Source organism: Streptomyces sp. NPDC047981, from assembly GCF_040653315.1.
In the GTDB taxonomy this organism is placed as follows: Bacteria; Actinomycetota; Actinomycetes; order Streptomycetales; family Streptomycetaceae; genus Streptomyces.
Genome location: NZ_JBEZNQ010000029.1, coordinates 72,820 through 95,696, shown reverse-complemented (window position 1 = coordinate 95,696; position 22,877 = coordinate 72,820). Strand labels below are relative to the sequence as shown.

14 protein-coding genes are annotated in these 22,877 nt (G+C 72.4%); 13 read left to right on the top strand and 1 reads right to left on the bottom strand.

Annotated features, from left to right (window positions below; translation table 11 throughout):
• Positions 1-73: 73 nt before the first annotated feature.
• The 3 genes from AB0E14_RS19160 to AB0E14_RS19150 are packed head-to-tail and all read left to right on the top strand — an operon-like array spanning position 74 to position 2,922.
• Positions 74-964, top strand: coding sequence for a hypothetical protein (locus AB0E14_RS19160; RefSeq protein WP_362418886.1), 891 nt, complete (start codon positions 74-76; stop codon positions 962-964).
• The gene (gene mycP / locus AB0E14_RS19155) at positions 961-2,157 is read left to right on the top strand and encodes a type VII secretion-associated serine protease mycosin (RefSeq protein WP_362418883.1); all 1,197 of its coding nucleotides are present in this window, start codon (positions 961-963) and stop codon (positions 2,155-2,157) included. Before AB0E14_RS19160 ends, mycP begins: the two co-directional genes overlap by 4 nt.
• 30 nt (positions 2,158-2,187) lie before the next feature.
• Positions 2,188-2,922 (top strand): SseB family protein, encoded by a 735-nt coding sequence (locus tag AB0E14_RS19150; protein WP_362418880.1) that lies wholly within the window; start codon positions 2,188-2,190, stop codon positions 2,920-2,922.
• A gap of 234 nt (positions 2,923-3,156) precedes the next feature.
• Here the strand turns inward: AB0E14_RS19150 and AB0E14_RS19145 are convergent, their stop codons facing one another.
• On the bottom strand, positions 3,157-3,516 hold the full coding sequence (locus AB0E14_RS19145; RefSeq protein WP_362418877.1) for a DUF1844 domain-containing protein: 360 nt from the start codon (positions 3,514-3,516) through the stop codon (positions 3,157-3,159).
• A gap of 331 nt (positions 3,517-3,847) precedes the next feature.
• Here AB0E14_RS19145 and infC point away from each other — a divergent pair, with 331 nt between their 5' ends.
• The 10 genes from infC to AB0E14_RS19095 all read left to right on the top strand — a co-directional run bounded on the left by infC (position 3,848) and on the right by AB0E14_RS19095 (position 22,832).
• A complete protein-coding gene (gene infC, locus AB0E14_RS19140; protein ID WP_362418874.1) occupies positions 3,848-4,549 on the top strand; it encodes a translation initiation factor IF-3 in 702 nt (233 codons plus the stop codon).
• Between the two features lie 125 nt (positions 4,550-4,674).
• Positions 4,675-4,869, top strand: a complete 195-nt coding sequence (gene rpmI, locus AB0E14_RS19135) for a 50S ribosomal protein L35 (RefSeq protein WP_019884943.1) — start codon at positions 4,675-4,677, stop codon at positions 4,867-4,869.
• Between the two features lie 107 nt (positions 4,870-4,976).
• The gene (gene rplT, locus AB0E14_RS19130) at positions 4,977-5,363 is read left to right on the top strand and encodes a 50S ribosomal protein L20 (protein ID WP_362418871.1); all 387 of its coding nucleotides are present in this window, start codon (positions 4,977-4,979) and stop codon (positions 5,361-5,363) included.
• A 176-nt stretch (positions 5,364-5,539) separates the two neighbouring features.
• Positions 5,540-6,379, top strand: coding sequence for an RNA methyltransferase (locus tag AB0E14_RS19125; protein WP_362418868.1), 840 nt, complete (start codon positions 5,540-5,542; stop codon positions 6,377-6,379).
• A gap of 82 nt (positions 6,380-6,461) precedes the next feature.
• Positions 6,462-7,610, top strand: coding sequence for a PAS domain-containing sensor histidine kinase (locus AB0E14_RS19120; RefSeq protein WP_362418865.1), 1,149 nt, complete (start codon positions 6,462-6,464; stop codon positions 7,608-7,610).
• 138 nt (positions 7,611-7,748) lie between these two features.
• Entirely contained in the window at positions 7,749-8,876 is a 1,128-nt protein-coding gene (gene pheS / locus AB0E14_RS19115) for a phenylalanine--tRNA ligase subunit alpha (protein ID WP_362418862.1), read from the top strand.
• Positions 8,876-11,404: a phenylalanine--tRNA ligase subunit beta gene (gene pheT, locus AB0E14_RS19110; protein ID WP_362418859.1), complete on the top strand. Its 2,529-nt coding sequence runs from the start codon at positions 8,876-8,878 to the stop codon at positions 11,402-11,404. Before pheS ends, pheT begins: the two co-directional genes overlap by 1 nt.
• 206 nt (positions 11,405-11,610) lie before the next feature.
• Positions 11,611-19,992, top strand: coding sequence for a hypothetical protein (locus AB0E14_RS19105; RefSeq protein ID WP_362418856.1), 8,382 nt, complete (start codon positions 11,611-11,613; stop codon positions 19,990-19,992).
• Positions 19,993-20,236: 244 nt separating this feature from the next.
• Positions 20,237-21,226 (top strand): PP2C family protein-serine/threonine phosphatase, encoded by a 990-nt coding sequence (locus AB0E14_RS19100; protein ID WP_362418853.1) that lies wholly within the window; start codon positions 20,237-20,239, stop codon positions 21,224-21,226.
• A gap of 259 nt (positions 21,227-21,485) precedes the next feature.
• Positions 21,486-22,832: a transcriptional regulator gene (locus AB0E14_RS19095; protein ID WP_362418850.1), complete on the top strand. Its 1,347-nt coding sequence runs from the start codon at positions 21,486-21,488 to the stop codon at positions 22,830-22,832.
• Positions 22,833-22,877: the final 45 nt, after the last annotated feature.

The window sequence follows — 22,877 nt, the reverse complement described above, 5'->3', positions numbered from 1 at the left end:
GGCCGGCGCCCCCGCGCCCCGCACAGCGCCCCCCTCTGCGCCCACGCCCCGCACTGCACCCCACTCCGCACCCATGCCCCCGCCCGCCGCAGGCGCTGCCGCCGCCACGCCCCCGCGCGCGCAGACCTATGGGACGTACGGCGCCTACCGGGCCTTCACCGCACCGCCCGAGACGCCCGTCGAGACCACCACCCGCCTGCGGCCCATCCGCGAGCGCCGCGTCGGCCGGGTCGTCGCGGCCGGGGCCTGCCTCGTCCTCGGCGTCGGCCTCGTCGGCGGCGCCCTCGCCGGAGCCGTCCTCGCCGCCACCGACGCCGGCGCGCCCGCCGAGCCCATCGGCTACACCGAGGCGGCCACCCTCTGGCACAGCGTCCCCGTCGACACGCTCTTCCCCCGCACCCTCGCCGGTCCCGGCAAGGGACCCGGCGCCGCCGACCGCACCTGGACCCGCGTCGTCGTCGCGCCCGACACCCCCTGCACGGCGGCCGTGCTGCCCGCGAGCGTGCTCACCACGCTCCGCCCCCTCGGCTGCGACCGCGTCCTGCGCGCCACCTACACCGACGCGACCGCCTCCAGCGTCATCACCGTGGGCCTCGTCTTCACCCAGGCCGATCCCACCGCCACCCGCACGCTCGCGACCCGCTCCGCCGCCGCGCTCGCCGCCGACGTGCCGCCCGCGCTCGCCGGCCCCGGCACCGTGGCCGCCCGCTTCGGCCCCGCGCAGCGCGCCAGTTGGTCCACCCACGCCCTCACCGACCTCCCCGTCGTCGTCACCGCCGTCTCCGGCTTCGCCGACGGCCGCGCCGTCGCCGCCCCCGAATCCGCCGCACGGGCCATGGCCGAACGGCAGACCAGCCCCGCCGCCCAGGCCGGCCTCGGCCACGAGGCCAAGGGCGTCGCCGACCAGATCGAGCGCGCCCTGCGCGCCACGGTCGCCACGGCAGCGAAGGACGCCGACACGTGAACCGGACCCTCCGCAACCCCCGCGCCCTCGCCGCGCTCCTCGCCGCCGCCTTCGCCGTGCTCCCCGCCACCACCACACCGGCGTACGCGGACACCATCCGCGCCCGCCAGTGGGGGCTCGAAGCCATGCACACCACCGAGGCCTGGCGCACCACCAAGGGCGAGGGCATCACCGTCGCCGTGCTCGACACCGGTGTCGACGCCCAGCACCCCGACCTCGTCGGCTCCGTCCTCCCCGGCAAGGACCTCGTCGGCTTCGGCGCCCAGCGCGGCGACCGCGCCTGGGCCCGCCACGGCACCGCCATGGCAGGCATCATCGCCGGGCACGGCCACGGAGCCGGCCGTCAGGACGGCGTCCTCGGCATCGCGCCCAAGGCCGAGATCCTGCCCGTCCGCGTCATCCTCGAAGGCGCCGACAAGTCCCGCGACAAGGCCCGCAAGACCCGCGGCACCGCCCTGGCCGAAGGCATCCGCTGGGCCGTCGACCACGGCGCCGACGTCATCAACCTCTCCCTCGGCGACGACTCCAAGTCCGCCCACCCGGACGCCGGCGAGGACGCCGCCGTCCAGTACGCCCTCGCCAAGGGCGTCTCCGTCGTCGCCTCGGCCGGCAACGGCGGCGAGAAGGGCGACCACATCTCGTACCCCGCCGCCTACCCCGGGGTCGTCGCCGTCACCGCCGTCGACCGCTGGGGCACCCGCGCCTCGTTCTCCACCAGCCGCTGGTACGCCACCGTCAGCGCGCCCGGCCTCGACATCGTCATCGCCGACCCCGACCGCCGCTACTACTCGGGCTGGGGCACCAGCGCCGCCGCCGCCTTCGTCTCCGGCGCCGTCGCCCTCGTCCGCTCCGCCCACCCCGACCTGAGCCCGGCCCAGGTCAAGCAGCTCCTCATCGACACCGCCCGCAACCGGCCCAAGGGCGGCCGCAGCGACGAGAAGGGGTACGGCACCGTCGACCCGGCCGCCGCCATCGAGGCCGGCCTCCGGCTCAAGGCCGCCGACCCCAAGAACGCCGCCGCCGGCTACCGCGGCCGCTTCTTCGGCCCCGGCCCGCAGCCGCCCGCCGAGGACGACGGCAAGCCGATCGGCCTGCTCGCACCGGCCGCCGGCGGCCTCGGCGCCGTCCTGCTCGCCGCCGCGGTCGTCCTGTGGCGCGGCGGCCGCGCCACCGGGCCCCGCCCTCCGCGCTGACCGCCCCGACCCGGCGGTTAGGCTCGGTACGTGGCGCTCAAGAACATCCCTGACCCCGGTTTCTCCGACGACAACGGCACCGCCGACCCGCGGCTCGCCGAGGCCCTCGCGGCCTGGGCGACGGACAGAACCGCCCACGGCCCGGTGCTCGCCGCGCTGAAGGAGGCCCGGCTGCTCGTCCCCGTCGTCGCCGTCCTCGGCGAGGTCGAGGAGGACCCCGAGACGGGGCTGCGCCGCGAGAAGACCAGCGACATGGCCGTCCCCACGCTCACCGCCGGAGACCGCCGCGCGCTCCCCGCGTTCACCTCGATCGCCTCGCTCGCGCTGTGGGACCCCGAGGCCCGGCCGGTGGCCGTCCCCCTGCACCAGGCCCTCCAGGCCGCCGCGCACGAGAAGGCGGACACCCTCGTCCTCGACCTCGCGGGCCCCGTCCCCTACGAGCTGTCCGGCCGCGCGCTGCTCGCCCTCGCCGAGGGCCGCACCAGCCTGGACCCGCTGGACGACCCGGCGGTACGGGAAGCGGTGCGCAACGCGGTCGCCGCCGAGCCCGCCGTCCTGCGCGCCCATCTCGGTCCCGGCACCGCCGACGGCACCCTCGCCCTCGTCCTCGCCGAGGACGCCGCCCCGGCGGAGGCGGCCCAGCGGGTGGCCCGTGGCCTCGCCGCCGACGAAACACTGAGGGCCCGCCTGGTGCGCGGCCTCGACCTGGCACTCCTGCCGGCCTCGGCCACGCCTCCGGGCGAGCCCTTCTACGTACGGAACTGAAAAGGGGTACGGGAGCACCCCGTACCCCCGATCGAATCGGCGCAGCGGGCTAGCCGTACACCGGCCCCGTGGCTGCGATCTTCCGGGGGCCGACCCCCGTACCCCCGACGGGCCCTAGCCGTACACCGGCCCCGTGGCTGCGATCTTCCGGGGGGCGACCCCCGTACCCCCGAACTAGCCGTACACCGGCCCCGTGGCTGCGATCTTCCGGGGGGCGACCCCCGTACCCCCGAACTAGCCGTACACCGGCCCCGTGTACTTCTCGCCCGGGCCCTGGCCCGGCTCGTCCGGGACGATCGACGCCTCGCGGAAGGCCAGCTGCAGGGACTTCAGGCCGTCCCGCAGCGGCGCCGCGTGGAAGGAGCTGATCTCCGTCGCGCCGGCGTCGAGGAGGCCCGCCAGGGCGTGGACCAGCTTGCGGGCCTCGTCGAGGTCCTTGTGCTTCTCGCCGTCCTCGGTGAGTCCGAGCTTCACCGCGGCGGCGCTCATCAGGTTCACCGCGACGGTCACGATGACCTCCACCGCGGGGACCTCCGCGATGTCACGGGTCATCTCGTCGAAGTCGGGGGACTCGTTCTGGGGCGTCTCACTCATGCCCACACGATAAGCGGACCGGCGGCCGGCCCCGCGCCCGCTGTCTCTGTTCGCGAACAGAGACAGTCCCTGCTAACCTGGTGTAACGACCGGCCGGACACCTGTGTGCCCGGCCCACAAGTGGAGGCTCCGATCTCCCACCTGGCTGCCCTCGCGGGCGGCGGGTCACCGGTCAGGCGGTCCCCATCGTTCCGTACGGACGATGGAGCCGCCCGATGTGCGCCCCGCGGTTGACCGCGGCGGTGCTCCGGTATTTCCGTGGAGCCCCGCCTGTGTCCCGTCCGGGGCATTTTTCATGTACCGGCGCGGTTGGTCTACTGAACAGACAGACGTGTCCGTCCGCCAGGCGGTCGCGTGGTGCTACTTAGGAGGATCCATCAGCGCCGAGCCCCGCATCAACGACCGGATTCGCGTTCCCGAGGTGCGACTTGTCGGTCCCAGCGGCGAGCAGGTCGGGATTGTTCCGCTTGCCAAGGCCCTTGAGCTTGCTCAGGAGTACGACCTCGACCTCGTCGAGGTGGCGGCGAACGCCCGTCCGCCCGTCTGCAAGCTCATGGACTACGGGAAGTTCAAGTACGAGTCGGCCATGAAGGCCCGTGAGGCGCGCAAGAACCAGGCGCACACGGTCATCAAGGAGATGAAGCTCCGGCCGAAGATCGACCCGCACGACTATGACACCAAGAAGGGTCACGTCGTCCGGTTCCTCAAGCAGGGTGACAAGGTCAAGATCACGATCATGTTCCGTGGTCGCGAGCAGTCTCGCCCCGAGCTTGGCTTCCGGCTGCTGCAGCGGCTGGCGTCGGACGTCGAGGAGCTTGGCTTCATCGAGTCCAACCCCAAGCAGGACGGCCGGAACATGATCATGGTTCTTGGCCCGCACAAGAAGAAGACCGAGGCCATGGCCGAGGCGCGTGAGGCTCAGGCCGCGCGCAAGGCGGAGCGTCAGGGCGGTTCGTCCGACGAGACCGCTGCGGCTCCGGCCACGGAGGCTTCGGCCGAGGCTCCCGCCGAGGCCGAGAACCCCGAGGCGTGACCCGAGGGGCTGCCATCCAGGCAGCCCCGGGCCTCGCCCGGAACCACCACACGAAGAACTGACGCTCCCGGCTGACCCGGTGCCCGCACCGGGGGGAGCGCCACTGACGAGGAGATAACGGCGCGATGCCGAAGAACAAGACGCACTCCGGTGCCAAGAAGCGCTTCAAGATCACCGGCTCCGGCAAGGTGCTGCGCGAGCGCGCCGGCAAGCGCCACCTGCTCGAGCACAAGTCGTCCAAGCTGACGCGTCGCCTCACCGGCAACGCGGAGATGGCCCCGGGCGACGCGGCCAAGATCAAGAAGATGCTGGGCATCTGATCTTGATCTCCCGCCCTCGGCGACGAGGGCATCCGGCCAAGACCGGGACCCATCCGTTTTCCGGGTCGTGTGAGTACCCCCACGGCCCCGCTACAAGGAGTTAAGAAGTGGCACGCGTCAAGCGGGCAGTCAACGCCCACAAGAAGCGCCGGGCGATCCTCGAGGCGGCCTCCGGCTACCGCGGTCAGCGTTCGCGCCTGTACCGCAAGGCCAAGGAGCAGGTCACCCACTCGCTGGTCTACAACTACAACGACCGCAAGAAGCGCAAGGGCGACTTCCGTCAGCTGTGGATCCAGCGCATCAACGCCGCTGCCCGCGCCAACGGCATGACGTACAACCGCCTCATCCAGGGTCTGAAGGCCGCCAACATCGAGGTGGACCGCAAGATCCTCGCCGAGCTGGCCGTCAACGACTCGAACGCGTTCGCCGCGCTCGTCGAGGTCGCTCAGAAGGCCCTTCCGGCCGATGTCAACGCCCCGAAGGCCGCTGCCTGATCTCCAGGCCGCAGATCTTCTGCACCGGACCCGCAGGCCTTCGGGCCTGCGGGTCCGGTCGTGTTCGGAGCCCCGGGCCGGCCTGAGCCGGCCCGGCTCCGGCCACCCCGGACCCCGATCACCGCACCCGGACCCCGATCACCCCGCCCGGACCGCCGAAAAGAGCCACCGACCCCATGGGTACCCCCGAGCTGATCTCCCCGCGTTCGCCGCGTGTCGTCGCCGCCAGGCGGCTCGCCAAGCGCAATTTCCGGGGCAAGGACCGCCTCTTCATCGCCGAGGGCCCGCAGGCCGTCCGCGAGGCCGTCGAGCACCGCAGCGGCTCCGGTGAGCCCACCCTCGTCGAGCTCTTCACCACCGTCGAGGCGGCCGAGCGGTACGACGGGATCGTCGAGGCCGCCCGCGCGGCCGGAGCCCGGGTCCACTACGCCGACGCCGCGGTCCTCGCCGAGGTCTCCCAGACGGTCACCCCGCAGGGGCTCGTCGGCGTCTGCCGCTTCCTCGACTCGCCGTTCGAGGAGGTCCTCGCGGCCCGGCCCAAGCTGGTCGCCGTCCTCGCCCACGTACGCGACCCCGGGAACGCCGGCACCGTGCTGCGCTGCGCCGACGCGGCCGGCGCCGACGCCGTCGTCCTCACCGACGCCTCCGTGGACCTCTACAACCCCAAGTCCGTCCGCGCCTCCGTCGGCTCCCTCTTCCACCTTCCGGTCGTCGTCGGCGTACCGGTCGAGCAGGCCGTCGCCGGACTGAAGAGCGTGGGCGTACGGATCCTCGCCGCCGACGGCGCCGGGCAGGACGACCTCGACGACGAGCTGGACGCCGGCACCATGGGCGGGCCCACCGCCTGGGTCTTCGGCAACGAGGCCTGGGGGCTCCCCGAGGAGACCCGCGCCCTCGCGGACGCCGTGGTGCGCGTGCCGATCCACGGCAAGGCCGAGAGCCTGAACCTCGCGACGGCGGCCGCCGTGTGCCTGTACGCCTCCGCGCGAGCCCAGCGCACCCGAACCTCCCGCTGAGGGGCTCCAAAGCGTCACCCGCACCTAGTAGGGTGACGAATTCGGGGGCCCACTGCGGTACACGGAGGGGTGGGGAACGGGGATGACGGTCGGCACGGACAGTCCCGCACAGGCACGGAGCGCCGCGCCGGATGCCCCGGAGGGCCCGGACGGACCCTCCCTCGCGGCGCCGGGCGTCCACGGCATCGACCCCGACGAGCTGCCCGACGGTCTCGTCGTCGCCGACGCCACCGGGCACGTCGTCTGCTTCAACGCCGCCGCCGCCCGCATCACCTCCGTACCCCCCGGCGAAGCCCTCGGCCTGCCGCTCGACCAGGCCCTGCCGCTCGAGGACCTCAAGGGCCGCCGCTGGTGGACCCTCACCGACCCGTACGGCGGCCTCGCCACCCGGCGCGGCCAGCCCGAGCGCAACCTGCTCCTGCCGGGCGGCCGCGAGGTCCTCGTCTCCGCCCGCTACGTCCGCGAGCACCCCACCGGGCCTGTCCGGCGCGTCGTCGTCTCGCTGCGCGGCACCGAGGCCAGGCGCCGCACCGAACGCAGCCACGCCGAGCTCATCGCCACCGTCGCCCACGAACTGCGGTCCCCGCTGACCTCCGTCAAGGGCTTCACCGCGACCCTGCTCGCCAAGTGGGAGCGGTTCACCGACGACCAGAAGCGGCTGATGCTGGAGACCGTCGACGCCGACGCCAACCGCGTCACCCGGCTCATCGCCGAACTCCTAGACATCTCCCGGATCGACTCCGGACGCCTGGAGGTGCGCCGCCAGCCCGTCGACATCGCCGCCGCCGTCGGCCGGCACATCCAGGCCCACACCACCGGAGGCCAGTCCCCGGACCGCTTCTTCATCCGCGTCCGGCCCCAGCTGCCCGACCTGTGGGCCGACCCCGACAAGGTCGACCAGGTCCTCGGCAACCTCCTCGAAAATGCGGTGCGCCACGGCGAGGGAACCGTCACCATCGAGGTGGCACCCACCAGCGACACCCCCGACGGAGAGAAGGGAACGGCGGTCACCGTGAGCGACGAAGGCCCCGGCATCCCCGAAGAGTCGATGGGCCGTGTCTTCACCCGCTTCTGGCGGGGGAGCAAGCGTGGTGGCACCGGACTCGGCCTCTACATCGTCAAGGGCATCGTCGAGGCCCACGGCGGAACGATCACCGTCGGACGCGGTCCCCGCGGCGGCGCCGAGTTCCGATTTATCCTGCCCGTCGGCGCCCCGGCCTATCTCGCCTGACGAGATCTCGAGCCGCCCGGGCCGCCCACGGGCACATTCGCGTCCCCGCGCCCCGTTAGACTCGACCTTTGGCACGTTTGCGCCCTTGACGTCGAGCGGGGCCGCGCCCAAGCCAGCCAAACGGAAGCACGGGAAGAGATGTCCGCACCCAATAAGTCGTACGACCCGGTTGAGGTCGAGGCCTTGAAACCGGAAGAGATCGAGCGCATGCGGGACGAGGCGCTCGCCGCCTTCGCCGCCGCGGGTGACCTCGACGCGCTCGCGCACGCGAAGGTCGCGCACACCGGCGGCACCTCGCCGCTCGCGCTGGCCAACCGCGAGATCGGCGCGCTGCCGCCGCAGGCCAAGGCCGCGGCGGGCAAGCTCGTGGGCCAGGCCCGCGGCGCCGTCTCCAAGGCCCTCGCCACCCGCCAGGCCGAGCTCGAGGACGAGCGCGACGCCCGCGTCCTGGTCGAGGAGGCGGTGGACGTCACCCTGCCGTACGACCGAGTTCCGGCCGGCGCCCGCCACCCGCTGACCACGCTCATGGAGCGGGTCGCCGACGTCTTCGTCTCCATGGGGTACGAGGTCGCCGAGGGTCCCGAGGTCGAGGCGGAGTGGTTCAACTTCGACGCCCTGAACTTCGTCCCGGACCACCCGGCGCGCCAGATGCAGGACACCTTCTTCGTCCAGGGCCCCGAGGGCACCACGGGCGACGAGTCCGGTGTCGTGCTCCGCACGCACACCTCCCCGGTGCAGGCCCGCACGCTCATCGACCGGGAGCCCCCGGTCTACGTCGTCTGCCCCGGTCGCGTCTACCGCACCGACGAGCTCGACGCCACGCACACCCCGGTCTTCCACCAGATCGAGCTGCTCGCCGTCGACGAGGGCCTGACCATGGCCGACCTCAAGGGCACCCTCGACCACATGGTCCAGGCGCTCTTCGGGCCCGACATGAAGACCCGGCTCCGCCCGAACTTCTTCCCGTTCACCGAGCCGTCCGCCGAGATGGACATGCTCTGCTACGTCTGCCGCGGCGAGTCCGTCGGCAACCCCGACCGGCCCTGCCGCACCTGCGGCAGCGAGGGCTGGATCGAGCTGGGCGGCTGCGGCATGGTCAACCCCAAGGTGCTCGTCGCCTGCGGTGTCGACCCGGAGAAGTACAGCGGATTCGCCTTCGGGTTCGGCATCGAGCGGATGCTGATGTTCCGCCACAACGTCGAAGACATGCGAGACATGGTCGAGGGTGACGTCCGGTTCACCCGGCCGTTCGGGATGGAGATCTGATGCGGGTCCCGCTTTCTTGGCTGCGGGAGTACGTCGACCTGCCGGCGACGGAGACCGGACGTGACGTCCAGGCCAAGCTCATTTCGGCAGGACTCGAGGTCGAGACCGTCGAGCAGCTCGGCGCCGGCCTGACCGGCCCGCTGGTCGTCGGCCAGGTGCGCACCATCGAGGAGCTGACGGAGTTCAAGAAGCCCATCCGCTTCTGCACCGTCGACGTCGGCCAGGCCAACGGCACCGGCGAGCCCCAGGAGATCATCTGCGGCGCCCGCAACTTCGCCGAGGGCGACAAGGTCGTCGTGGCCCTGCCCGGCGCGGTGCTCCCCGGTGACTTCCGGATCGCCGAGCGCAAGACGTACGGCCGGGTCTCCCGCGGCATGATCTGCTCCGGCGACGAGCTGGGCATGGGCGACGACGGCTCGCACGGCATCATCGTGCTGCCGCCCGAGCTCGAGATCGGCATCGACGCCACCAAGCTCCTGGAGCTGTACGACGAGGTCCTCGACATCGCCGTCACGCCCGACCGCGGCTACTGCCTCTCGATGCGCGGTGTCGCCCGCGAGACCGCCATCGCGTACGGGCTGCCGCTGCGCGACCCGGCGCTGCTCGACGTGCCCGCGCCGAACTCGTACGGCTACCCGGTCCAGGTCACCGACCCGATCGGCTGCGACCGGTTCACCGCGCGCACCGTCGTCGGCGTCTCGCCCGAGGCGCGCTCCCCGATCTGGATGCAGCGCCGCCTGCAGAAGGCGGGCATGCGGACCGTCTCGCTCGCCGTGGACATCACCAACTACGTGATGCTGGAGCTCGGCCAGCCGCTGCACGCCTACGACCGCACCCGGCTCGACGGCCCCATCGGCGTCCGCCGCGCCGCCGCCGGCGAGACGATCACCACGCTCGACGGTGTCAAGCGCGTCCTCGACTCCGGGGACCTGCTGATCACCGACAACAGCGGGCCCATCGGTCTGGCCGGCGTGATGGGCGGCGCCCACACGGAGATCGCCGACCCGGTGACCGACCCCGAGACGGGCATCGTCACGGGCACCACCGAGATCGTCATCGAGGCCGCGCACTTCGACGCGATCTCGATCGCCCGCACGGCCCGCCGGCACAAGCTGGGCTCCGAGGCGTCCCGGCGCTTCGAGCGCGGCGTCGACCCGCAGGCCGCTTCCGCCGCCGCCCAGCGCTGCGTCGACCTGCTGGTGCTGCTCGCGGGCGGCACGGCCGAGGCCGGGGTCACCGAGATCCTCGCGCCGTCCGCGCCCCGCACGGTCACCATGCCGGCGGACCACCCGGACAAGGTCGCGGGCGTCGCCTACGGCCGGGAGACCGTCGTCCGCCGCCTCCAGGAGATCGGCTGCGACGTCTACGGCCAGGACGAGCTGGTCGTCACCGTCCCGTCGTGGCGCCCCGACCTCTACGTGCCGAACGACCTGGCCGAAGAGGTCATCCGGCTGGAGGGCTACGAGAACCTGCCCTCGACGCTGCCCAAGCCGCCCGCCGGGCGCGGCCTCACCGAGCGCCAGCGCACCCACCGCCGGGTCGGCCGCGCGCTGGCCGGCGCGGGCTACGTCGAGGCGCTGAACTACCCGTTCATCGGCGCGCAGGTCTTCGACCAGCTCGGCCTCGACGCGGACGACGCCCGTCGCCGCGTGGTCACGCTGGTCAACCCGCTCTCCGACGAGGAGCCCGCGCTCCGTACGACGCTGCTGCCGGGCCTGCTCGGCGCGCTGCGCCGGAACAACGGGCGCGGCAGCCACGACCTGGCGCTCTTCGAGACCGGTCTGGTCTTCCGGCCGGGCGAGCAGCCGGGGGTCGCCGTCCGGCTGCCCGTCGACCGCCGTCCCACCGCCGAGGAGATCGCCGGCGTCAACGCCGCGCTGCCCGCGCAGCCGCGCCGTGTGGCCGTCGTCCTAGACGGAGCACTCGAGCAGGCCGGTTGGTGGGGCAAGGGCCGCCCGGCCGACTGGGCCGACGCGATCCAGGCCGCGCGCACGGTGGCCGCCGAGGCCGGTGTCGAGCTGCTCATCAGCTCCGACCAGCACGCCCCGTGGCACCCGGGCCGCTGCGCCGCGTTCCACGTGGTCGTCGCCGGTGAGAAGGTCCTCGTCGGCCACGGCGGCGAGCTGCACCCGCGCGTCGTCAAGGCGCTCGGCCTGCCCGACCGCACGTGCGCGATGGAGCTGGACCTGGACCTGGTGGAGCAGGCCAACGAGGGCCCCCTGAAGGCCCCGGCCATCTCCTCCTTCCCGGTCGCCACGCAGGACGTCGCCCTGGTCGTCGACGCCTCGGTCCCGACCGAGACGGTCGAGGCGGCGCTGCGCGACGGCGCCGGTGAACTCCTCGAGGCCATCAGGCTGTTCGACGTGTACACCGGCGACCAGCTTGGTGAGGGCAAGAAGTCCCTGGCGTACGCCCTGAAGTTCCGTGCCGGAGACCGCACGCTGACGGTCGACGAGGCCAGCGCCGCGCGCGACGCGGCCGTCGCCCTGGCGACCGAGCGCACGGGCGCCGTGCTGCGCGGCGCCTGACGGCGGAAGCCGAGGGGCTGTGCCCGGTCACCCGACCGGGCGCGGCCCCTTTCCGCATTCCGGGATCATGACGTGTCGTCAGGTCGGTAGAATCGCCTTCCCGTCGCCGAGCTTCCCACTGCCGCCAACTGTCCGTTTCGCGGCTGCGGTTGTGCGCTGCATGACGCTGCGGGGAAGAGTCCGGAGTCCAGTGGGGAGCATCTACGGTGACTGCGATCGAGGGTACGGGCGGGGCCGAGGCCTCGGTGCCGGATGCTGCCGGTGAGGCAACGGCCCGGTTCATCCGGCACTCTCTGAGCGGCGGCGCCGGCATCGACCGGCAAGTGCTGAGATCGGCCGCACCCTTCGTCGTCCTGCTCCATCGTCGATCCGCCATCCTCGCCTCTGCCATTGCGCCCCCCGACCAGCGCGCGACCGAGAGCGCGCTGGTCGCGGAACTCGTGTCACAGCTCGGCACCGCCGCGCTGGAGGCCGAGGACATCGCCCTCGCTCAACTGGTGAGCTGGGCGCGGCAGGCGTGGTCCGGCCGCAGCTACGACGTCTTCGACGCGGAGCGGACGCTTCCGGCGCACCTGACGCACCGACTGTCGGAGTTGTTACGCTCCGCGCCTTCCCCGGTCATGCTCCAGGCCACGGGAACGAGGCTGCTCCGAAGTCTGGCCGAGGAACTGCGGGTCTGCGCGGACGAACACGTCAAGATCGATCGTCTTCTCGGCCCGGAACTCTTCACTCGACCCGTCACGAGCCTGCTCGACGGCCTCGCAGCCGGTGCCTCAAGGGACGAGGCGTTCCTGGAGCAGACTGCTGACGAACGGGTGAACCGGGCGCTCGACGCAGTCGGCGGCTCGGCAGTGCACTACCAAAGCGCTGCCGGCGCCGCAAAGTGGCGGCGGCTGACGGCAGCTGCCGACGAGGTCACCGAACGCGCGCGGCGCATCGCGGAACTCGCCGCCGAGTTCCGCTGGCGGCAGTTCGACGTGCTGGACCCGGACCAGCTGGGGCACGCAGATCTCGACCCCGAACTCGTGCCGGTCCTCCTGGCCGCGCTGGAGAGCGACCCGGCCCCGGGAGCGCCGCACACACCGGGCGGGGAATCCCTGCTTTCCTGGATCGCCGCCGAGGCGCTCGCCTCGGCCGACCCCCACCACCGTCACCAGATCGCCGTCGTCGCACGATTCACCGAAGTCGACCCGAAGTCACTCGAGGCTGCCCTGGCCCCGCTGGAACGGCTCCGGGAACGTGGCGAGGAACTGCTCCGCGACGCGGGCGAAGAGGGCACCCGGATCCTCGGTCCCCTGGGGGAGATGGTCATCGACGCGCTCGCCCGAGGTGACGTGGAGGAGGCCGGCCAGGGCGTCGAACTGCTCGCCGAGGCTCGCGCCGAGTTCGATGTCGCCCACGGGCTGGAGAGGATGCGTGCGGAGCTCAGTGGCCTCGCCACGCCCGACGCCGACGTAGCCCTGGATGTACGGACCGCGGAGACCTACTTCGCGAACGGCGAAGTGGAGGCCGCTGCGGAGTACCTCCGGCGCGCGGAGGACCGGTTCCGTGCCACGGGAATCACCGACGACGACGCGGAAGAGCGGTCCGACACCACGGACGCCCCGCCCGCCGGATCGCCGGAGGGGGACCCCGACCGGTCGGCGGAGCCCTCTCCGCCCGACGGCGCGGGCGTGCCGAACCAGCACGACGGCGCCATCGCCACGATTCAGGAGGGCTGGAGCCCGGATGCCTCCCCGGATGCCCGGGCGGCGGCGCGGGCGTCGCTGCGCCAGTTGGCCGCGGAAGGCTCTTTCCAGGAGGTGAGCCGGGTCGCGCGACGGCTGACCTTCACGGTCCCCGATGCCGCCGCGGAACTGTTGGAGGCCGCCGGCCCGCGATTCCCCCGGCAGACGCATCCCGCCATGTGGCAGTTGCAGGAGCAGGCTCTCCGCGCGGCCGGGCGGCACATGACCGCCGACGAAGTGTTCCACAGGGGACACCCGCCCCTGCCGCCGCCCGACCTGCTGTCCGCGCTTCCCGTCACGCCGGTCGCTCCGCTCCCTCCCTGGCTGACACCGCCGGACGGTGCCGCCCTCGCCAACCCGGCCATGGCCGAGGCTGTCCGTAGCGCCGCCGCGAACGAATCGGCCGACGCCGCCCGGGCCTTCACCACCGCCGCACGTACGGGAGCCAAGATCGCGCTGGGGCCGGCCGTGGGCTGGCACGTCGCGGCCGGCAGCCCGGCAGCCGCGCTGGAGGTCTACCGCGATCTCGCCCCACGGCAGTACATGAATGCCGCGGTCGCCTGGAACGTCGCCTGTGCCTACGCCGCCGTGGGTGCCGACCGTCTCGCCGTGGAGTCCCTGGGGGTGATGGCCCGGATCCTGCCCGGACGCCCGAACCAGGCGCAGAAGGCCGCGGCCGACGCCTACTGCGCGCGCCTGCGTGTGCCTTCCCCTCTTGCGGAAGTCGAGATCCGGCAGGTCCCGTCGACGCCGGGGATCCGCGAGCAGACGCGTGAGTCCGTCGCCAAGCAGATGTACGAGAGCGGGGACGTCCAGGGAGCCGCCCGGGAACTCGAGGACCTGCTGCGTGAGAACCCGTCGTCCCCCGGGGCGTTCCTCATGCTCCGCATCTGCCGGGAGACGGGCGACCTGCTGCGCGCCCAGGCGGTCGTCCAGCGCATCTCCGAAGCGCGCGGTGCACTGAGCTGGCGACACCACATCGAGCTGGCCCGCACCGCGCTGGACAGCCGGTGCGCGGACTACGACGTGGCCCGCCGCGAACTCGACCGGGCGCGGGAACTCCGTGCCACGGAGACCTGGATCGGGCCGCTCGAACAGCGGCTGAGGGAACTGACGACGGCCGGGACCACTCCCGACCATCAGGGCGCCGGTCTCCCCGGGACGGGGCAGCCCCGACCGGCGTGGTCGGGTGACCGGGGCGCGTCGAGCACCGGGTCGAGCAGGCCCGCGTACGGCAGTACGGAGCCGGCGGCCGTTGTGTCGGCCCTGCGCTCGGGCACCTTGCCGCCGCCGTCCGAGACGGAGCTGGGGGACTTGCACGACGCGGTCGCCGCCAGCCACGACGACTACCTCGTCCGCGACTTCGCCTTCTGGCTGATGGACTCGGGACGTCCCATGGAGGCCGTACGGCTCCTGGAACGCACCCTCGTCTGGACAGCACCCCAGAGGATCCCGCGCGTCCTGCTCGTCCGGGACCGAGCGGCCGCCGCGGCAGGTGCCCCGACGTCCGTACTCCGGCCGCCGAGCGCTCCCCGGCTCGTCGACGCCGGTCCGCCGGCACCGGGTCGGGCCCACCACCTCGACGTCCACCGCACACAGATCATCGGGCCGCCTGCCACCCAACCCGCCATCCGGGCCGCTCAGCAGCCGCTCCCCGGAGCCTCGGCCGACGACGTGGCCGATGCGTGGGTGTGGGCAGCCCGTTCGCACCCCGTGGCCACCGGCAACGCGCTGGCCGAGCTCACCGGCGCCGGGCGGGCAGAGGAGGCGCTGCGGTTGCACAGCGAGCTCGCCGACACCCGCTGGCTGGGTTCGGGGGCCGCGTGGAACCTCGGCTGCGCGTATGCGGCGACCGGCCGTCTGGAGGCTGCGGCAGCCACTTTCGAATATCACGCGCGCGTGTCGACCCGTCGGTACGACGACCAGCAGGCTGTCGGGCTTCGTGCGCTCTTCGCCGCCGTGGGGCGCCCCGTGCCCACACCGGCGACGGGCGGACCGGAAGCGATCCTCCAGCCGGTTGTCCACTCCCCGGCCGCCATGGGGCAGCATCCCGCGCGGCCGTCCGGAGTCTGGAACCCGACCCGACCGGCGTACGCGCAGACGCCGACGCAGACCTCCGCGTCCGTGCGATCCTCGCGCGCCCTGGAAGAGGCGGAGTCGAACGCCGCGCAGTTGATCGCCCAGTGTCGCACCGAACCGACCTCCCACCACTTCCGTCTCGCGGCTGACGCCGCCCGTCGCGCCATGCGGGCAGGCGGCTCGTCGACGGCGGGCCGTTACGTCGCGACCATGCGCGAACTGTTCACGTACCAGCCGGATCCGCAGCCGGACACGGCCGCCTCCTTGGCGATGGTGCTGGAGGCAGCGGAGCGGTACGAGAACGCCTGGGACCTGCTCACGGAATGGATCGGGCGCAGCGACGCCAACGCCGAACTGCTCGCCCCCGCCGTCCGGGTGGCAAGGCTGCTCGGTCGTGTCGAGCAGCTTCACCAGCTTCTGCTGACCCACGTCACATCCGACAGCGGCTTCGAACTGCACCTGAGCATCGCCAAACTGGCGCAGACCCTGAACCGCAAGGACGAACTCGTCCACCACGCCGAAGAGGCGCTGCGGCTCAACGCCAACTGCGCGGAGGCGGCGAGTCTCCTGCGCACTGTCGCGGGCGGGCTGCCCCGCCGCGACCACCAGCAGGCCGTCGGGTTGCGGCAGCGGCTCGCCGCAGCACAGACCACGCGCCGACAGGCCGTGGAGATGCTGCGGCACGAGTACGGTGATGCGCTCGCCGCGCTCCGTGTGCAGGCACTGTCGCGATTCCGGCCGGAAGTCAGCCGGAACACCTTGAAATCGTTGTTGGGCGCCACGTGGCGGGAAAGGGCCACGGACCTTCTCGCCGCTGCGGAGGACGACTGGGAACTCGCGGCGGACCTCGCGCGCAAGCTGCTCGACGAGTCCCCCAGGACGAGCTCCCTCATCCAGGCCGCCGCCGACTGCCTGATCGAGGCGGAGCGCTACGACGAGGTCCGTACGGTCGCGGCTCTGCCGGGCTCGGAGGCGAAGAGCCGCGAGATCCTCGTCCGCCTCGCCTGCGCGCAGGGCGACCACGCCGAGGTCGGACGCCTGATGTCCGGCGTCGAGGTGTGGCACAACGACAGGGCGACGCTCCTCGCGCACGTGGGCGTCCTGGCCGAACCGGACATGGGCGCAAGTCCGGCCGAGGCCGCCCGACTCCTCCTCGTACACGCCCGGTTGACGCCCCGCAGCGAGAACCTGGCTGGATTCGCGGCGCTGCTGGCCGACCGTGCCGGGCGCACGGAACTGGTCGACGAGGCGATCGAGCTCCTGCGACGGGAGGAGATGCCGCCCTCGCAGGCTCTGGTGGACAGCGCCCTCGCCGCCCACGTTCCCGAGGCGTTGAACTCGATCAGCCGGCCCCTCGGCGCGGACCAGCTGGGCGCGATCATCGCGTCCATGGGGGCCGACCGGGAACGCGCCGTCCGCTTCCTTTCCCACCCGGGCAGGAGGGGGACCGGTCCTGCCTACGTCACGGAACAGAGGGTCCGCAACCGCATCCGCGGCCGGATGTATGCCGAAGACGGCATGGTCGGCCGGGCGCTGGAGGCATACCGCAAGGCCCTGGAACTGGGCGAGGGCCAGGAGGCTGTCCTGCCGGACCTCACCGCACTGTGTGCGGAATGGGGTGCGCCGGATCCGTCCGGCGCGGCGGCGGGACTGCTCGCCGGCGGCACGGTGGGCGAGGTCTGGGACGAGGCCGACGTGACGCCGGATGCCGCCCACCTCCTGGCCGGGCTCGTGGAGCGGCCTGGACGGCCCGGTCCGGAACTGGCTGGAGCAGTGGAACAGGTGGCTCTGGCCTTCGCCGCCGGCGCCGCAGGCCCCGACGCCCTGCTGTGCCGACGGCTCGGGGAGCGTTGGCGGCGGCTCGTCGAGATGATCGAGGACGTCTACGCCCGGGGCGATGCGCCGCTGCCACCGATCAGCGCCGCGCCCATGGACGTGAACGTGACGATCAAGGAGGGAAGGGAGTGGGCACTCGCGCTCGCGTCTGCCGCGCTCCGCGACGCCGCACTCCACGTGCAGCAGGTCCTCCAGCAGGTCTGGGAGTCGGCGGGACACGAGCGACTGCGCGCCGACGCGGGCAACCAGGCTCCCCTCAGTTGGCGGGAGAACAGGACGACGAGGCTCGACGGCGGGCCGGTGGAACTCCGCCTGAAGCTCAGGGCCGGATCCGAGCCGCTCGCTTCGGTGACCGTACGGGTAAGGGGAACGAAGGTCGTCCACGTACTCGGCCGTATGGAGCCGGAGTCCGTCGCCTCCTTCTTCCTCGCTGTCCCCTGGCCGGGCGATCAGCTCGTCATCGACGCCGCAGGGGTCCTGCCCGACCAGAGCATCGGCCGGGCCAGGGAATTCGCGGTGAGAGTCGAGCCGATCACCCGCCGCGAGGGACTCTCCTCCCGTTTCCGGCCCGGCGATCCCGTCAACACCAGGATGTTCGCGGGCAGGGCCGCCGAGATGGACCGGTTGCGAGCAGCCTTCGGCGATGCCTGGCGCGAGTCCGTCCCGCTGGTGTGCATGACCGGGTCACGCAGGGCCGGCAAGACATCCCTGGTTCGTCAGTTGACCAGGCTGTGGGGTGGTACGCCCGAGACCCTGCTCCAGCCCGATCAGTGGCGTATCCCGCAGGTCTTCCCGGTGCTGCTGGACGGCCAGTCGGTGGACCCGTGCTCACTCCCACTGCTCACCTGGATCGCCAAGGAGGTGCGCGACCGGATCGAGGAGCATTACGACACCGACCCCGGCGTCCTCACCCTCCCCGAAGAACCCCACGCGGTCGAATTCCGGCGCTGGTGGCGAGGGGTGCGGCGGGCGGTCTGGCAGGACCGGAAGGTGGGACTGCTGCTCGTCGTCGACGAGTCCCAGGAAATCCTGCGCCGCTACGAGGACTCCGCGGAACTGTCCCGCAAGTTCGGTGATCTCCGACGGCTGCGCCAGGACGGCACGCTCGCTCTGCTTCTCGTCGGCTCCGACACGGCGGCGCAACTTGGGCGGCGGCTGGACGGCACACTGTCCCGTCAGGACCTCCTGCACCCCCTACCACTCGGACCGCTCGACCGGCAGGCCACGCTCCAGGTGATCCACCAGGGCTTCTCCGGGACAGGGGTGGATGTGCGGCCGTCCGCCGCCGAGCTGGTCTTCCAGTACACCGCGGGTCACCCCCAGCACGTTCACATGGTGGGGCGGGCCCTGTGCGAGCTCCTGGAGTCCACGAACCGCGCGGTCGTCGACGACGATCTGGTCGATGAGGCGTTCGACCGGATGACGCGGCAGGACGAAGCTGTGCTCGGGCTCCTCGATCCGTACGCTCCGTCGGAGGGAGCGTCGGACGTTCTCTTCCGGATCGCTCAGGAGCTCGACACGGACCCCGACGAGAAGGCCGTGAGGGCCGCACTTGTCGAGGAGGCACATCGCTGTCGGCTCGACGACTACCTCGACTACGGCCTGCTCGTGCGCAATGGCACCGATCTGACCTGGATCAACAGCGTCGTGGAGAGGTGGCTCGGTCGGCAGACCGCTCCCTGGGACGACGGCAAGGCAAACGTCCCCGAGCACGAGAAGGAGCTGCGTCCGCAGTACGAGGTCACGTTTCGCTACGAGGACTCGCCGGCGAACGCGTGCGAGGTCCTGCGCCTCCCCGTCCGGGACGTCACGTACATCGCCAAGCAGTATCCGGCTGCCTCGCAGCAGACCCTGCGACGTGTCGAGGAACTCTTCGACGGCCTGTCGGGAGTGGCGGTGGAGGGCCTGCCGGATGGGTGGAAGCGCAACGGCAGTTGGTTGCTCCACCGCAAGGTCGCCGGGCGGTCTTTGGCCGACTTCGTTCGCCAGGGCAGTGCTGTGCTCCCCTTCGAGGCGGCTCGCATGGTGATGGGGGCGTGCTACACGGTGCGCCAGGTGTGGGAGAGCCGGAAGACGTCACACGGCGACATCCGTCCAGGGAACCTCATCGTCGCCGAGGGCGGCGAAGGAGCGCGGATGTATGTCGTCGGCTGGGGGCACGGCGGCGAGTACCAGGACGGGCGGCTGGAGCAGCTGCTGCCGGGGACCCCATCCGGCTACTACCCCTGGGCCGCGCATGACGGGCGCACCCCGACGCTGGAGGACGACACCTTCGCACTCGCCGGGGTTCTCTACACCATGCTCAGCGGCACGGAACAACTGCCCTGGGACGGACCCGCGCCGGCGGACGGGGAAGCCTACAGTCTGCGCTTCCACCCCACGGTTCCGGAGCCGTTGCAGATGCTGCTCCACCGGGCACTCGGCACGTCGGTGGCGAACCGATACCGCTCGCCGGGCCAGCTCGCGGAGGCACTCAAGTCCATCCTGCCCTACGGACCGTCGGAGAAGAAGGCGCCGGAATCCAAGGTCAACCTCAGCAACAACATTTCCATCAACACGCTGGCGAACGCGGAAGGACTCAAAATGGGCGACAAGTTCGAGAATTCGGGCACGATGATCAACGCGGCCCTGGGCAAGGACATCGACAACAGCAACAACTCCTCGTCGCAGGGAGCCCCGGCCGTCTCCGCCACGGCGAGTCTGGCCGACCTCGTGACGCAGCTGAGGGCGGAACTGGACAGCATTCGACCGACGTTGGCGCCCGGTGACGCGGAGGACCTGGACGGCAACGTCAGTTCTCTTGCGGCCGAGGCGGCCAGCGAGACGCCGGACGCCCGCCGTGTAGGACGCCTTGCCGGATGGGTCCGGGGCATTCTCCAGGGGGTCGGTGGCGCTGCCGCCGCCATCACGGTGGTCGACGCGATCAACGGACAGTTCGGGGCCTGACAGCCCGTCCGATCCGAAGTCTCACTCCTTCGGGTGAGACTTCGGATCGACGAACCCTTCGGGTCGGCTCGCGCGCAAGAATCGACGCGGCCACAGGGGCGGGCCTGTTGCCGCAGGGCCTTCGGGCGCTGCAGGGCCTCAGGAAGGGCCGTGCATGATCCGTACAAGGACGTCGCTCTCCGATGGTTCCCGGCTGCGCGGGCTGGGGCCCCTCGCCCTTCCCACCCTCTGGGGTGCTGTGGCCATGACCTGGAAGCTCTGTTGCCCGCTGGCCCAGCAGCCGGGGCTGCCGATGCGGATCGCGACCAGCGTGGTCTTCTTCAGCGTCGGCACCGGGCTGATCCTCGGTATCCGCCGGGGGCTCTCGCGCGAGCTGGAGCGCGTGCGGGCCATCGCCCAGGCCACCCAGCAGGTCCTGCTCAGGCCACCCCCGCCCCGGCTCGACGGTCTCTCCGTCGCGGCCGGTCAGCTCTCCGCCTCCCGGGGCGCGTCCGTCGGTGGGGATCTCTACGAGGCGGTGGCCACACCCTACGGTGTGCGGATCGTCATCGGGGACGTCCGGGGGCACGGGCTCGCCGCCCTCGGCGCGGTGGTCGCGGTCCTCGGCAGCTTCCGCGAGGCCGCGCACGACGAGCCGGAGCTCGGCGGGGTCCTGCGGCGGCTCGACCGGGCGCTCGCCCGCCATCTGCGGGAGCGGGCGCGCGAGGAGCATCCGGCGGCCTGCTCCGGACGGGAGCCGGAGCACCCGGCGGCCGAGGAGTTCGTCACCGTACTGCTCCTGGAGATCGGCAAGGACGGAGAGGTGTACGCGCTCAACTGCGGGCATCCGGGTCCGTACCGGATCGGCCACCGCGTGGAGGTCCTACCGGTCGGCGATCCGCATCCCCCGCTCGGCACGTTCCCGCTGTCCGCCGACCTCTCGCCGTACCCCTGCGGCCGTCTCCTGCCGGGCGAGGCGCTCGTCCTGCACACCGACGGCGCGGAGGAGGCGCGGGACGGGGCGGGCCGCTTCTTCGGCCTCGAAGCCGTGCTGGCCCAGGCCGCCCGTGAGGCGGCGCTCGCCCCGGCGGCGCTGGTCCACCGGGTGCATGCCGCCCTGCTGCGGCACACCGGCGGCCGACTCGCCGACGACGTGGCCCTGTTGGTCGTGCGCAACGACCGGATGCGGGTGCCGGCGCAGCCCGCCGAACCCGGGCTGCGCCGTACCCGACCTGAACCCTCCCCTCACTGTTGAGTGGACAGGCCCTGAGTCGGCGCCGCCCGGACCGCCTGGGAGTGTCGGGCAGGTCGGCGGGCGGGCGGCGCGCTGCGGGCCGCCGCACTGTACGAGGGGGAGCCCGGCGGCCCGGGTCGCCTTGCGGCGAGGGGCTCAGTCAACCGGTCCCGGGCGGGCGGCGGCAGAGTGCACGGACCGGAAGAACGGGCACTTCATTCACACCCCGTGCGAAACCGCCCACCACTACCCTGGGCGGACCGATCCACCGGAGGGGCCCATGCACCCCAACACCCTGCTGGACGCCCTGCTGGACGAGGCGGGCATCTCGCACGCGGGCCTGGCCGCCCATGTGAACCGGGCCGGCCGCGCCCGGGGCCTTGCCCTGCGGTACGAACACACCGCCGTGGCCCGCTGGCTGAAGGGGCAGCGGCCGCGCGGCCAGGTGCCCGACCTGATCTGCGAGGTGCTCGCGGCGCGGCTGCACCGGGCGGTCACCCTCGACGACATCGGTCTGGGTGTCTCCGGCTCCACCTCCGCCGCCGTCGCCCAGGGCTCTCCGCTCTCCGCGTTCGTCGAGCGGGCCACCGCCCTGTGGCGCTCCGACGAGCAGCAGCGGCCGCACGTCCAGGGTGTGCAGGCGGTCACCGGCACCCCGGCGGTGATGCCGGTGTGGGAGTGGGAGAACCCGCCGGAGGACTCGGACGTCTCGCGCGACGGCCGGACCCGGGTCTCGACCGCCGACATCGCGATGCTCGGTGCCGCCCGGGCGCACTACGAGCAGATGTACCGCAAGACCGGAGGGGTGGCGACCAGGCAGCGGATCGTCGGCTTCCTCCATTCCGAGACGGCGCCGCTGCTGCGCGGGGCGTACGGCGACAGTCTGGGCCGGCAGTTGCACCGCGCCACGGGCGCGCTGGTGGCCGTGGCGGGCATCTGCGCGTACGACTCCGACGCCCTCGGCCTCGCCCAGCGCTACTTCCACCAGGCGCTGCGGCTCGCGAAGGCAAGCGGGGACCGGGGCCTCGGCGCGTACGTGGTCGCGCTGCTCGTCAACCAGTCGCTGTTCATGGGGGAGTACCGGCAGGCGGTGGCGTTCGCCGAGGCGGCGCTGCGGTCGGCGGGGGAGCGGATCACCCCGGCGCTCGCCGCCGACCTCACCGCGATGCAGGCGAAGGCGTACGCCCATCTCGGCGACGGGGCCGCCGCGTTGGCCGGTATCCGGCGTGCGGAGGCGGAGGCGGAGCGGATCAGGCCGGGGCACGAGCCGGCCGAGACCGGCTATGTCCAGCCGGGCCTTGTCAACGTGCAGGTCGCCGAGGCACTGCTCAGTCTGGGTGACCTTCCGGCGGCCCGGGAGCACGCGCGGGCCGCGGTGGAGACACCGGCGCACGACCGGGGCCGGGTGCACCGGCTGGCGATGCTCTGCCAGATCGAGCTGCGGCAGGGGGAGGCCGACGCGGCCGCGGCGACGGCGGTGGAGATGACCGAGCGGGCCCGCGGGATGGAGTCGCAGCGGCTGCGCGACCGGCTGCGCCTGGTGCGGGAGCACCTGCTCGCGAGCGACTGCGGGGACGCGCGGCAGGCGGCCGAACTCATCGACGGGGCGCTACGCGTTCCCCTGTGAGCCAGGGACTGGTCCTATGTTGCCACCGACCAATCGGAAGGTGGC